10 protein-coding genes are annotated in these 12,302 nt (G+C 36.6%); 7 read left to right on the top strand and 3 right to left on the bottom strand.

Annotation, left to right across the window (positions count from 1 at the left end):
- Nucleotides 1-146 precede the first annotated feature (146 nt).
- From VB264_RS12225 to VB264_RS12210, 4 genes are all read left to right on the top strand, one after another.
- Nucleotides 147-1,355 carry a CmpA/NrtA family ABC transporter substrate-binding protein gene (locus VB264_RS12225; RefSeq protein WP_323249737.1) on the top strand — a complete coding sequence of 403 codons (1,209 nt, stop codon included), beginning with the start codon at nt 147-149 and terminating at the stop codon, nt 1,353-1,355.
- Nucleotides 1,356-1,428: 73 nt separating this feature from the next.
- The gene (gene ntrB, locus VB264_RS12220; protein WP_323249736.1) at nt 1,429-2,217 is read left to right on the top strand and encodes a nitrate ABC transporter permease; all 789 of its coding nucleotides are present in this window, start codon (nt 1,429-1,431) and stop codon (nt 2,215-2,217) included.
- 52 nt (nt 2,218-2,269) lie between these two features.
- The gene (locus VB264_RS12215) at nt 2,270-3,127 is read left to right on the top strand and encodes an ABC transporter ATP-binding protein (RefSeq protein WP_309923698.1); all 858 of its coding nucleotides are present in this window, start codon (nt 2,270-2,272) and stop codon (nt 3,125-3,127) included.
- 475 nt (nt 3,128-3,602) lie between these two features.
- Nucleotides 3,603-7,232, top strand: coding sequence for a molybdopterin-dependent oxidoreductase (locus tag VB264_RS12210; RefSeq protein WP_323249734.1), 3,630 nt, complete (start codon nt 3,603-3,605; stop codon nt 7,230-7,232).
- A 102-nt stretch (nt 7,233-7,334) separates the two neighbouring features.
- Here the strand turns inward: VB264_RS12210 and VB264_RS12205 are convergent, their stop codons facing one another.
- On the bottom strand, nt 7,335-7,733 hold the full coding sequence (locus tag VB264_RS12205) for a hypothetical protein (RefSeq protein WP_309923703.1): 399 nt from the start codon (nt 7,731-7,733) through the stop codon (nt 7,335-7,337).
- Between the two features lie 457 nt (nt 7,734-8,190).
- Between VB264_RS12205 and VB264_RS12200 the strand changes: the two genes are divergently transcribed.
- Nucleotides 8,191-9,639 (top strand): rubredoxin, encoded by a 1,449-nt coding sequence (locus VB264_RS12200; protein WP_323249732.1) that lies wholly within the window; start codon nt 8,191-8,193, stop codon nt 9,637-9,639.
- Nucleotides 9,640-9,782: 143 nt separating this feature from the next.
- Here VB264_RS12200 and VB264_RS12195 read toward each other — a convergent pair whose 3' ends face one another.
- On the bottom strand, nt 9,783-10,259 hold the full coding sequence (locus VB264_RS12195) for a hypothetical protein (protein WP_323249730.1): 477 nt from the start codon (nt 10,257-10,259) through the stop codon (nt 9,783-9,785).
- 29 nt (nt 10,260-10,288) lie between these two features.
- Entirely contained in the window at nt 10,289-10,858 is a 570-nt protein-coding gene (locus tag VB264_RS12190; protein ID WP_323249729.1) for an RNA polymerase sigma factor, read from the bottom strand.
- Nucleotides 10,859-11,003: 145 nt separating this feature from the next.
- Between VB264_RS12190 and VB264_RS12185 the strand changes: the two genes are divergently transcribed.
- Both VB264_RS12185 and VB264_RS12180 read left to right on the top strand, forming a co-directional pair.
- Entirely contained in the window at nt 11,004-11,384 is a 381-nt protein-coding gene (locus tag VB264_RS12185) for a DUF6249 domain-containing protein (RefSeq protein ID WP_323249727.1), read from the top strand.
- Between the two features lie 311 nt (nt 11,385-11,695).
- On the top strand, nt 11,696-12,154 hold the full coding sequence (locus VB264_RS12180; protein WP_323249725.1) for a MaoC family dehydratase: 459 nt from the start codon (nt 11,696-11,698) through the stop codon (nt 12,152-12,154).
- The last annotated feature ends 148 nt before the right edge of the window (nt 12,155-12,302 follow it).

Below are 12,302 nucleotides of genomic sequence, written 5' to 3'. Positions count from 1 at the left end.
AAATGAGTGATTTAGTGATTGTTTTTTTAACAATATTTCAAAAAATAATCACTAAATCACTCATTCGCTAAATCACTCAATAACATCCCTTCTTGCTTCGATGGGGGTCGAAACAGGGAGTATTTACAATACTAAAACAAAAAAACATGAAAACTCTGTTAAAAAAATCAATCACTGTACTGTGTTTAATGGTACTTTCTATGGCTGTTTCAGCCTCAGGAGTGAATCCACCAGTGAGAAAAATTAAATTAGGATTTATTCCACTTACCGACTGTGCGCCACTTGTAGCAGCTAAAGAATTAGGGCTTTTTGCTAAATATGGCGTTGATGTAGAACTTTCAAAAGAAGCCTCTTGGGCAAATATTCGTGATAAAGTATTGAATGGTGAATTAGACGGTGCACACTGTTTGTTCTCGATGCCACTTTCTGTATATACAGGCATTGGTGGAAAAGCAGGGTCAGAAATGAAAATCGCCATGGTGTTGAATAATAACGGTCAGGCCATTACGCTTTCTAAAGACTTTTGTGGTTTAGTAGGCTACAAAGAAATGAACAAAGTAGCGGCAGCCATCAAAGACGTTAAGACTAGAAAAGAAGTAACCTTTGCCATGACTTTCCCGGGAGGAACACATGATATTTGGTTGAGAAACTGGTTAGCAGCCGCTGGGGTAAATCAAAAATCGGTAGGTATCATCACAATTCCACCGCCACAAATGGTTGCTAATATGCGTGTAGATAACATGGAAGGCTTTAGTGTTGGCGAACCTTGGAATGGTGTTGCGGCGGCTCAAAACGTTGGCTTTACACACATTGCTTCGCAGGATATTTGGCAACATCACCCAGAAAAGGCGTTGGTCGTTAATGCAAAGTTTGCTGCTGAAGAAAGAGAAGATTTGAAGAAAGTAATGAAAGCCATTTTGGAGGCCTGCAAATGGTTGGATAATATGGGCAATCGTAAAAAAGCGGCTAGCTGGTTAACGAAACCTTATTATGTAAATGCTCCGTTACAAGTAATTGAGGCACGTTTGTTAGGTTCAAGTGATTTAGGGTGTGAGCTAGGCGTGCAGAAATACAAAGGAGATTACATGACGTTTTATAACAATGGTGTTGTAAATACGCCTCATAAATCTCACGCCATGTGGTTTTTAGCCCAATATGTTCGTTTTGGATATTTAAAAACAGAACCTAATTATAAAGCCATTGCTGAAAAATTGATTCTTGATGATTTGTTTGCAGAAGTAGCCAAAGAAATGAGCGTGCCTGTTCAGGTAGATATGAAGCCTTTCAAAACTACTTATGATGTTGTTTTCGACCCAGCTAATATCGACGATTACTTAAAAGCAACTAAAAAATAAAGTTTGTCAGCACTTATCGGTTGACTAAATTTTACAGATAGTTGACCGATAAGTGACAGCAGACACCAAAATCATGAAATCAATTTCTATCAAAGATATAGCCATCAATACTCTTTATTTTTTGGCAAGTATGACTATCCTATTGGGAATATGGCATCTTATTTCAGTGATTACCAAGGCTGAAATTCCTAGTCCAGCTTCTACGTGGGTTGTTTTTAAAGAACTAGTTGCAGACCCTTTTTATGATTATGGTCCTAACGATAAAGGAATAGGCATTCAATTATTAAGCTCATTGGGAAGAGTATCAACAGGTTTTGCTTTAGGAAGCTTAATTGCCATTCCAATGGGTTTATTGATGGGTTCAACAAAAATTGGGATGAAATTATTGAACCCAATCGTTCAAATCCTTCGTCCAGTGTCGCCTTTGGCTTGGTTTCCATTAGGTTTATTAGCCTTCAAGGCTTCAGATGGAGCTACTATTTTTATCATTGCTATTACCTCTTTATGGCCAACAGTTATTAATACCGCTTTTGGCGTATCAAGTATTCCAGACGACCATAAAAATGTAGGCAAAGCCTTTGGTTTTTCTAAATGGAAATACTTGACCAAGATAATGTTGCCTTTTGCTATTCCTCATATCATTACGGGCTTGCGTTTATCCATTGGTATTGCGTGGGTAGTGATTGTAGCGGGCGAGATGCTTTCGGGAGGCGTAGGAATTGGTTTTTTTGTATGGGATAGTTGGAATGGTCTTTCTTTAGAAAGAATTCTGGTAGCAATTCTGATTATCGGAACGGTCGGTTTATTATTTGATAAAGCTTTCAATGGCTTGCAAAATGCTTTCTCTTGGGACAAAAAGTAATCTGAAGTTGTATTTTGAATATTCATTCTAACGTCAAAATTATTATTCCATCATGACTAACATATTAAATACAAGTCAGTTAGCTGATTCAGCCAACGACTTCCATAAAATAAGTAACCGTGAGACTGCTATCGACATCAAAAACGTAACAGTAGCATTCAAAGGAGCCAAAGGTACTTTTACAGCGGTAAAAGACATTAGTTTAACCGTAAAAAGAGGAGAAATAGTAGCCTTAATTGGTCACTCAGGATGTGGGAAATCAACCTTGATGAATACTATTTCGGGAATGGTAACGCCATCATCTGGCGAAGTAATTGCCAATGGAAATATCGTAAAAGGTCCTGGGCCAGACAGAGGAATCGTTTTTCAAAACTATTCATTGCTTCCATGGATGTCGGTTTACAAAAACATTTATGAAGCTGTTGACTCTGTTTTTAAAGATAAAAACTCGAAAGAGAAACATGAGATAGTAGATCACTTTATCCAAATGGTGAATTTAACCCCTCATAAAGATAAATTACCAGGTCAACTATCAGGCGGAATGAAACAACGTGTAGCCATTGCTCGTGCTTTTGCTATCAATCCAAGTATCCTTTTGTTAGATGAACCTTTCGGTGCGTTAGATGCCCTGACCAAAGGTTCGATGCACATTGAATTATTGAAGCTTTGGAACTTGGATAATCGTAACAAAACCATCGTCATGGTTACGCATGATATTGAAGAGGCTATTTTCTTAGCAGATAAGGTAGTAGTAATGAACAATGGCCCAGCGGCAACAATTAAAAAAATAGTTGACATCAATTTGCAAAGACCTAGAAACAAAAAAGACATCACGCATGACCCTGAATATATCAGAGTACACGATGAGTTACTGAGCTTATTATTTGATAAATTTTCTATAGAGGATTAAATAAAAAATCCCGAAGTTTTAGCTTCGGGATTTGTCCCTAGTCCTTGGCGGAGGAGTGAAGGAGATAAGATTTTGGAATGGTTAAGTATTAATACAATCAAATTATATGATTAATTAAGAATTCCAAAATTGCCTTTTCACAGGCAAATTTGTGTAGCCTTTTTTCATTAGGCTTAGACAAATCTAAGTAACGTAAGCCATTTTCGCAAATAAAAAAGAATAAAAATCATTTTACTTTTCAATGAGTGCTTTTTATTCATGATTGGTTAGGAAAAAATGTTTGAGATGCCGAAACAAAGTTTTTTAGATTAGCCTAAAAAGGTAAAAATGTCACTATGTAAATTAAAATTTTAACTATATTAATAATATTGGCACTAAAATACTTACTTATAGGATGTTAAGACCCTTATAAGTAGTATTATTCGAGGGGCTGAAAAATTGAAATTAAAGTAAATATTGTAAATCATCAGGAGCAATGAGCAGTAAATCGAATCTTAAAAAGTATAAATCTACCTGTTCTTACTGCGGGGTTGGATGCGGCGTTGAAGTAACTGATTTGGGCAATGGTAGGCTGAACCTTGAAGGAGACAAAGACCATCCTTCAAGCAAAGGAATGCTGTGTTCAAAAGGGATGAATTTACATTATACCGTAATGGATAAATCGGATAGATTGCTTTATCCAGAAATGAGGTTTAATAGAAACATGCCGCTGCAAAGGGTGTCGTGGGATACTGCCTTAGACCGTACTGCTGCTATTTTTAAAACTTTTATCCAAAAATATGGTCCCGACTCTGTCGGTTTTTATGTTTCTGGACAATGCCTTACCGAAGAATACTACGTAATCAATAAGCTTATCAAAGGGTTTATTGGTTCTAATAATATTGATACTAATTCTCGTTTGTGTATGTCGTCGGCAGTAGTAGGGTATAAACTTACTTTGGGTGAAGACTCCGTACCTGTTTGTTATGATGATATAGAATTGGCAGATTGTTTTTTTGTAACAGGGGCTAACCCTGCATGGTGTCATCCTATTATTTGGCGTAGGGTCGAGGCTCACAAGCAAGCCAATCCTGCTGTGAAAATAATTGTGGTTGACCCACGACGCACGCAAACAGCCTCTCAAGCAGATTTGCACTTGCAACTCCAACCAGGAACAGATATTACATTGACCAATGCCATTGGAAGAGTATTGATTGAAAAGGGTTGGATTGACCTAGACTTTATCACGAACAATACCGATGGCTTTGAGGCATATAAAACACAGGTAATGCAAAGGACGTTGGAAGAAGCGGCTGAGATTTGTGGCGTAGCTGTGGAAGACATTGAATTAGCAGCACAATATATTCACGAAGCCAAAGGCTTTTTGTCGATGTGGACAATGGGCTTGAACCAGTCTGTTGTAGGTGTGAATAAAAACCTGTCCTTAATAGATTTACATTTAATTACAGGTAAAATTGGCAAAGAAGGCAATGGCCCTTTTTCATTAACAGGACAGCCGAATGCGATGGGTGGTCGTGAGGTTGGCGGTTTGGCAAATATGTTACCTGCACACCGTGATTTATTAAATCCTACTCATCGTGATGAAGTACAGGCATTTTGGGGTGGGACAAAAATCTCGGATAAACCCGGCTTTACTGCGACAGAAATGTTTGATGCCTTGGCAGATGGACGAATGAAAGCGATATGGGTCGTATGTACGAATCCGTTAGTCAGTATGCCCGACGTTACGTTGGTTGAAAAGGCTTTAGAGAAAGCCAAATTTGTGGTTGTTCAAGATATTTCTAGTCGTTCGGATACCTTAAAATATGCCGATGTAGTGTTGCCTGCGGCAGCTTGGCTAGAAAAGGAAGGGACAATGACCAACTCTGAAAGACGCATTACTTATTTGCCTAAGATGGTGGATGCACCAGGAGAGGCGATGTCAGATACAGAAATTATTAATCTTTTCGCTAAAAAAATGGGCTTTGGTGACGCCTTTCATTACACTTCCCTTTCCGATGTTTACGACGAACATTGTCGTTCAACTAAAGGAACAAACATTGATATTTCGGGGCTTAATTACGAGATTTTAAAAGAAAATCGGAGTGTTCAGTGGCCTTACCCATCGAATCAATTAGTAGGAAAAAATAGCTTTGAGACAAATGAAGAAACAGCAAACTTTGTAAAGGATGTTGTGGCTTTACCAAAAAACCTAAGCTCAAATCTTGATAATCCTAATGTTGATGTTCGAGGAACAAAACGCTTGTTTACAGACGGCAAGTTCTACACCTTCAATCAAAAAGCAAAAATTCATGCGGTGCCAGATGAAAATAATTCTGAAAGTATCAATGAAGATTTCCCTTTGATTATGACTACTGGTCGTATTCGTGACCAATGGCATACAATGACTAAAACAGGGAAAGTAAATAAACTAAATCAGCACATTTCTCAGCCTTATCTGGAAATTCACCCTGAGGATGCACTAGCGAGACAGATTGTTGATAATCAGATTGTTGAAATAATAGGACGAAGAGGGAAAGCACAAGTAAAAGCAAAAATTACCACAGATATAAAGCAGGGAGTGTGTTTTATGCCGATGCACTTTGGCAAAATTTTAGGAAATGATTTTGGGCGAACCAACAATTTAACCAATAGTCTTTATGACCCACGTTCTAAAGAACCTGATTTTAAATTTACCGCCGTTGAGGTGCGTGCTTATGTAAAACCGCATGAGAAAATCATCATTATTGGTGCAGGTTCAGCAGGGTTAGGTTTTATCAAGTCGTATCGTGAATTGAATCAGACCGACGAAATCCATGTTTTTTCCAAAGAAATATATCCTTTTTATAACAGAGTAATGTTGCCTGATTACATTTCGGGCGCTCAAGACTGGTCTCAATTGGTAAAATTGCGTGAAGACCAGTTTGTGGAATCAAACATTCATGTTCATAAAGGCATTGAAGTAGTCAATATCGACCGCAAAAATAAAGTAATTGTAGATTCAGAAGGAAATGAACATACTTACGACCGCCTGATTCTAGGCATGGGCTCAAGAGCATTTATGCCACCGTCGATTCCGAGGATTCCCGGCATATTCAATATGCGTTCTAGAATAGATGCGGATAGTTTAATGCCATTTTTAAAACAAGATAACCCGCATGCTTTAATAGTTGGCGGAGGTTTGTTGGGGCTTGAACTGGCCGCATCTTTGCGCGAAATGAACATCAAAGTGACCATTGTACAACGTACAAGCCGTTTTATGGATAGACAGCTAGATCAACTAGGGTCTGAGTTACTAACATCAGAAATTTTAAACTTGGGAATAGACATCTATTTCAATGACGAGGTTTCTGCATTGTATGGTACAGAGAAATTTGAGGGTGTAAGATTAAAATCGGGTAGAAAAATCGATGCTCAGGTTGCAGTATTTGCGATTGGAACCTCACCGAATGTTGAGATTGCCCGTGCCGCAGGCATAGAAGTAAATCGTGGAGTAGTCGTAAACGATTATCTACAAACTTCTGACGAAAGTATTTTTGCGGCTGGCGAAATTGCACAGTGGCGTGGACAAATGTGGGGTATTACAGCTGCTGCCGAACAACAAGCAGACGTAATTGCGAAATACATTGCAGGAGACTATGCAAGTTATTACAAAGGTTCGCTTTCGATGAACATCATGAAAATTCAAGGGGTTCAGTTATGTTCATTAGGGATGATTGATACGCCTAAGTCATCAGAGTATGAGGAGGTTATTTTTATAGATAAGGCCAAGCGATATTACAAAAAATGTATTATCCACAAAGATAAATTGGTAGGCGCAATTCTGATTGGCGACAAATCTGAATTTTTAGAATTCAAAGGGTTGATTGCTAACGAAATAGAGCTATCGGATAAGCGTTTGGAATTATTGAGAAGTGGCAAAAAAGCAGACCCAGTAATGGGTAAGTTAGTTTGTTCTTGCAATAATGTAGGCGAAGGCAATCTGAAAAATACCATTGCTGGTGGCTGTAAAGATTTTACAGCATTGTGTTCACAAACGGGAGCAGGCATGGGTTGCGGAAGTTGCAGACCCGAAGTAAGAGCAATTTTGGAAAATGCATTAAAGGAAGTATTGGCAGAAGCATAATATTGGACATAAAAATAGGGAAGATATCGCTAGACATACTTCCCTAAATTCATTGTACAGAGGTTAAAATGCTGTTTTGCCATAGTCGTTAATGTTTTAAGATTAACGGATAGCTACAACTACGTCACGGTTTGTGATAAGGTTTGTTTTGATCTCAAAAGTTTTTGATTCAACAACGTTAACATTTTGGCTAATTACTTCGATAGTATATTTTCCGTCAGCTAAGCTAGAGAAATCAAAAGTTTTAGCGAATTTACCACCTTTAGTATCAACATATTCACGGTGAATTTCGTTTTTGTCAGCATCAGTAACTACTACTACTACTTTTTTGCTAGCTACGTTATCTACCCAAACGTTGAAGCTTAATGAGTTATTTACTTGAGCGATTTTGCTTTTTACTAGGCTAGCAGATTCATCAAGATTTGAAGCGAATGTATTTACGTTTGATAAGCAAACCATAGTAACTGCTACGATAAATGCTTTAACTGTGTTCTTGTTCATGACTTTATTATTTAATTGTTATTAATGATGAAAGTTATTAAAAGGATAATTTGTATTTTTCTAAGATTTATTTTCAGTATCGAAAAGTATTTTCTATCTGGACGTCACTCAATAAAAGATGCTTTTGTTAGAAAAATGAAATTGAATTTAATTTTCAACTTAGCTCTTAGAATTTTATTCGTGTCATTCGTTTGACGATGTAAACTTATAAAAGGAATTCGATAACTCAATCATACAATAACAAGTTTTTTCACTTTTTCAAGAAAGTTCCTCTAAAAAAAATCATATTTGTGGGAATAATACAATTTTGGAAAATGTATTTATATAAAATATCAAAATAGTTATACGAAGTTTTTACTTATAATATAGCTTTGATTTTCAGTATATTAAGTATAAATGACTATGGGGTTGTGCTAAATATTTATATATTTGATTTATTTTTTAAAAAATATCAATCATGAAAGATTACTCATTACTTAAAATAAATCTAACTGGCGGAATAGTATCGCCAGGCACTTTACAAAGTATTCTTTTAGCAGCTAAAACTGCTGGAGTTAGGGAAGTGAGCTTCGGAGCAAGACAACAATTACTGATGTATGTCAAGTCTGAAATCGTTCGTGGAAGTGGTATAGTAGAATTTAAGAAAAAATTGGACGAAACTAATATTGCATTTGAGGAGGATTCAGATAAAAAACCTAATATTATTTCTTCGTATTGTGCAGAAGAAGTATTCCCAACGGGTCAGTGGATATCAGAAGGAATTTATAAAGATATTTTTGACGGATTTGATTACGAACCACAGCTAAAAATCAATATTTCTGATTCTCAGCAGTCGTTCACGCCCTTCTTTACAGGTAATTTAAATTTCATCGCCTCTCCTATTCAAAATTTCTGGTATTTATATGTGCGTTTTAAGCAATCGAACAAAGTTTTTTGTTTTCCGATATTGATTTATACCTTAGAAATCCCCAAAGTTTGTCAGCGAATAGAAGAAGTAATCGTAGAAGCAGGCGAAATGGACGAAAACGAAGTGTATGAAAAAGTAATTGCGAAGGGAGAAATCATTTCGCAAGTCATTCGTGAAGAACTGATATTGCCCAAATTCTCTCTACCCTATTATGAGGGCTTCAATCGCTACGGTGAAAAAACATGGTTGGGCATTTATCGTAGAAACGAAACCTTTCCACTTGATTTTCTCATAGAAATTTGTGACTTATGTCTTGAAACAAAAGTTGGGCAGATTTGTACAACGCCTTGGAAATCATTAATCATCAAAGCCATTGAGAACAAACACCGTAACCTTTGGGATAAATTACTGGGCAAATATGGTATCAACGTTCGGCATGCAGCGAATGAGCTAAACTGGCAAGTAGAAGATTTGTCACCCGAAGGACTAGCCTTGAAAAAAGCCATCATTCGTGAATTTGATGATGAAGATGTACGTACTTTTGGGCTGAGTTTCGCCATTCAAACACGCTCCAAATCAGAAGTGTTTGGGTCGGTAGTCATCAAAAAGCGAAAGATTTTTGCAGGACTTTCTAGCGTATTTGATATTTATCATACCGTAGATTTTAATCCTAATACGCGTGCCTTAACATTGTTTGAAAAGGGAGTAAACAAAGCCCACGTTCCTGAAATGTTACAACGCTTATCGAAGCGTTTTTATGCAGTCCATAAAATAGATACTCCTGTTGTGAAAAAGACAACAGTAAATAGAGAAGCAGAAGTAGAGATATTTCAATGTAAAACCTGTTTTACGATATATGATAGTCGTTTTGGAGATTCCGTAAATGGTATTGTGGCAGGAATAAAATTTGCAGACTTACCAGATAATTATTGTTGTCCAATGTGCGAAAGCGAAAAGAGTGAATTTGAGGCTGTGAAAGCGGATAAATTATTGGTATAAGCTATATTAAAACACTCTTAATTATCACTAGAGAGGGACTTAAGTCCCTCTCTAGTGATAATTAAGAGTGTTAATTTCTATTTTTTCTATTAGCAGGTGAATTAATTCACCTGCTAATAGAAAGGGTTTTTTAATACTCTAACCTACAAACTAACATGATATTTCTTCTCAAAATAGGGCTTCAAGAATTTCTTATCAAGAAACTTTAAAATTAATATCGAGTTGATAGTCAATAAGCTATTAATGAAGAGTTTATTTCTCAATATTGACAACGTAGGATTCAAATCCACTTGCACTGTTGATAAGTTACTCACAGAGAACAAAACAAGTAAAGATGCTATCAAGATAACACCTGCACCAATTAAAAAGTAAAAAGGTAGTCTACTTGGCTTTCTTTCCAATACTTGTACTTGCGATAATTCCCATTGGTCAATCAACTTATCCGTAAAATTAACGGCAGTTTTTTCAATAGGCATTGCTTCTAACAAAGCGTGGGTATCGGCATATTCCTGAAAAAGCGAGCGATATGCCTCGTCGTTTATCAGCAAAGCTTGATGGCGAATAATTGTTTCCTCAGAAGCCAAGCCATCGAGAATGTCAAAAATCTCTTCCTCTTTCATATTATTGTTCGTTTGAAAATCTTCCAAACTTAGATTAATGTTCTTACTTCATTTCCTAAAATCCTTTTCATTTCTTCTCCTAGTCGCTTGCGAGCCCTACAAAGTTTTACTTTTACTGTTTCTGCTGAAATTCCGACGATTTGGGCTATTTCTTCCAAAGATTGTTCCTTCAAATAAAAGAGCGTTATCATCGTAACATCATCGGGCGAAAGCTTGTTCAAGGCCTGCTGAATGTACTTTTTCTGCTCATTAGTCTTTAAATCATTGCTCGTATCAGCGGTAGCTTCTTGGGCAGCTTCAGATAAAGTAATATCTTCTGCTATAATGTTTTTCTTTCGCTTAAACATCAACGCTGCGTTAAATACAATTCTGTAAAACCAAGTAGTGAACTTCGCTTCCTGATTAAAACTAGGTAACGCATGAAAAGCTTGAATGAAAGCATCTTGAGCAACCTCTTCCGCATCCTCACGTGTACCTACAATTTTGTAGGCAACCGTAAAGGCATAGTCTTTATGACGATTGGCGAGCTCTCTATAGCCCGACTTGTCACCTGACAAAATGCGCTGAATGATTGAATTATCTGTTTCTTTGATTTTCACATGAATAGGATGCTACATTCGCTAAAAAGGTTACACTAAGATAACTTTTTTTTATTTTTTAAAATACCTGTAACCTAAATCTATTTTATCACATCATATCGGCAAAATTTAAAAATTCACGAAAAACAAAAAACTTTTTTATACAATGGAAAATTTAGATAGCCTAGTACCCATCGTTGGCATTATGGTGCCAATTGTAGCAATCATAGGTACTTTTACAATGATTGTGTTCTTGCGTAAGTATGATAACGACGAAAAAATGGCGATGATAGCCAAAGGAATTGCTCCACCTGAAAGAAGCTCTAAAAGCTTTAACGTAAACCCAAGTCATTCTTTGCGTTGGGGATTTGTGTTAATTGGTTTTGGAATAGGTTTATTAATGGGAAGCCTTTTAGAAAGCCTTGTAAACATTGATGACGACACCGCTCATTTTTCAATGATTTTCGTTTTTGGAGGGTTGGGTTTATTAGCTTCCTACTTCTATCAAATGAGTCTTGATAAGAAAAATAGCAATAATAAAGACTAAAATATCCTAGCAATATGCTAATAAAGCCTCAGTAAATCGTATTGCTGAGGCTTTGTTCTTTTACAGTAATAACTTTAACATTTCATTAACAAGTATTAACATTTCATTGAGATAATGCCTCAGAATTTTGTTGTTATTTTGAATCAACAAATCAGCAACAATCCTTTTAAAATTGCTGACAGCCTGAAATACTAACTGAATTTTTAACCTCTAGCGATACGAAGCCTCCAACCTACGGGAATGGAGGCTTTTTTTATTGTTCGTTCAAAAACCGTAAATTGTGACAATCATTTTCAACCCAATTATTCACAATGGTAATTTTTAAAGACCTTCTCGCATTAAAAGATAGTATTGGTACAACAATCGGTACAACCTCTTTCACAACTGTTACACAGGCAATGATTAATGATTTTGCCAAAGCTACCCACGATTTTCAGTGGATTCATGTGGACGAAGCGATGGCTAAGAAATATTCTCCTTTTCAACAAACTGTAGCGCATGGGTTCTTAACATTATCATTAGCGCCCAAATTTATGGCCGAGCTTTTCAAGGTTGAATCGGTGAAAATGGGATTGAATTATGGTGCCAATAAAATAAGGTTCACTACGGCTGTGCCAGCGGGAAGCAAAGTGAGCATGAAAGCGAGTGTATTGGAAGCAGAAGAAGTACAGCCAAAAGGATTGAAAGTAACGATGAACTGTATTTTTGAGATAGAAGGGCAAGAAAAGCCTGCTTGTGTAGCAGAATTGATTTCAGTTTTTTATGAATAACGTTAGTTTGTGCCTCCAATAACGAGCATCTTATGAAAGGATAAATTAGGAAAAAGTTTTTTTTTGAAGAAAGCCTAAACCTTCAAGATATACATCAGGTTAATATTATAATTCCAATTTTATGAGAAAAACAGGGCAATACCTTGTG

This window comes from Arcicella aquatica (genome assembly GCF_034928825.1).
GTDB classification, from domain to species: domain Bacteria; phylum Bacteroidota; class Bacteroidia; order Cytophagales; family Spirosomataceae; genus Arcicella; species Arcicella aquatica.
Note: the sequence above shows the minus strand (reverse complement) of the source record. Positions and strands in the feature narration are given on the sequence as shown.

Bases quoted from the DNA above. Each gene is read 5' to 3' on its own strand.
- VB264_RS12225 (WP_323249737.1), top strand. From the start codon at position 147: ATGAAAACTCTGTTAAAAAAATCAATCACTGTACTGTGTTTAATGGTA.
- ntrB (WP_323249736.1), top strand. From the start codon at position 1,429: ATGAAATCAATTTCTATCAAAGATATAGCCATCAATACTCTTTATTTT.
- VB264_RS12215 (WP_309923698.1), top strand. From the start codon at position 2,270: ATGACTAACATATTAAATACAAGTCAGTTAGCTGATTCAGCCAACGAC.
- VB264_RS12210 (WP_323249734.1), top strand. From the start codon at position 3,603: ATGAGCAGTAAATCGAATCTTAAAAAGTATAAATCTACCTGTTCTTAC.
- VB264_RS12205 (WP_309923703.1), bottom strand. From the start codon at position 7,733: ATGAACAAGAACACAGTTAAAGCATTTATCGTAGCAGTTACTATGGTT.
- VB264_RS12200 (WP_323249732.1), top strand. From the start codon at position 8,191: ATGAAAGATTACTCATTACTTAAAATAAATCTAACTGGCGGAATAGTA.
- VB264_RS12195 (WP_323249730.1), bottom strand. From the start codon at position 10,259: ATGAAAGAGGAAGAGATTTTTGACATTCTCGATGGCTTGGCTTCTGAG.
- VB264_RS12185 (WP_323249727.1), top strand. From the start codon at position 11,004: ATGGAAAATTTAGATAGCCTAGTACCCATCGTTGGCATTATGGTGCCA.
- VB264_RS12180 (WP_323249725.1), top strand. From the start codon at position 11,696: ATGGTAATTTTTAAAGACCTTCTCGCATTAAAAGATAGTATTGGTACA.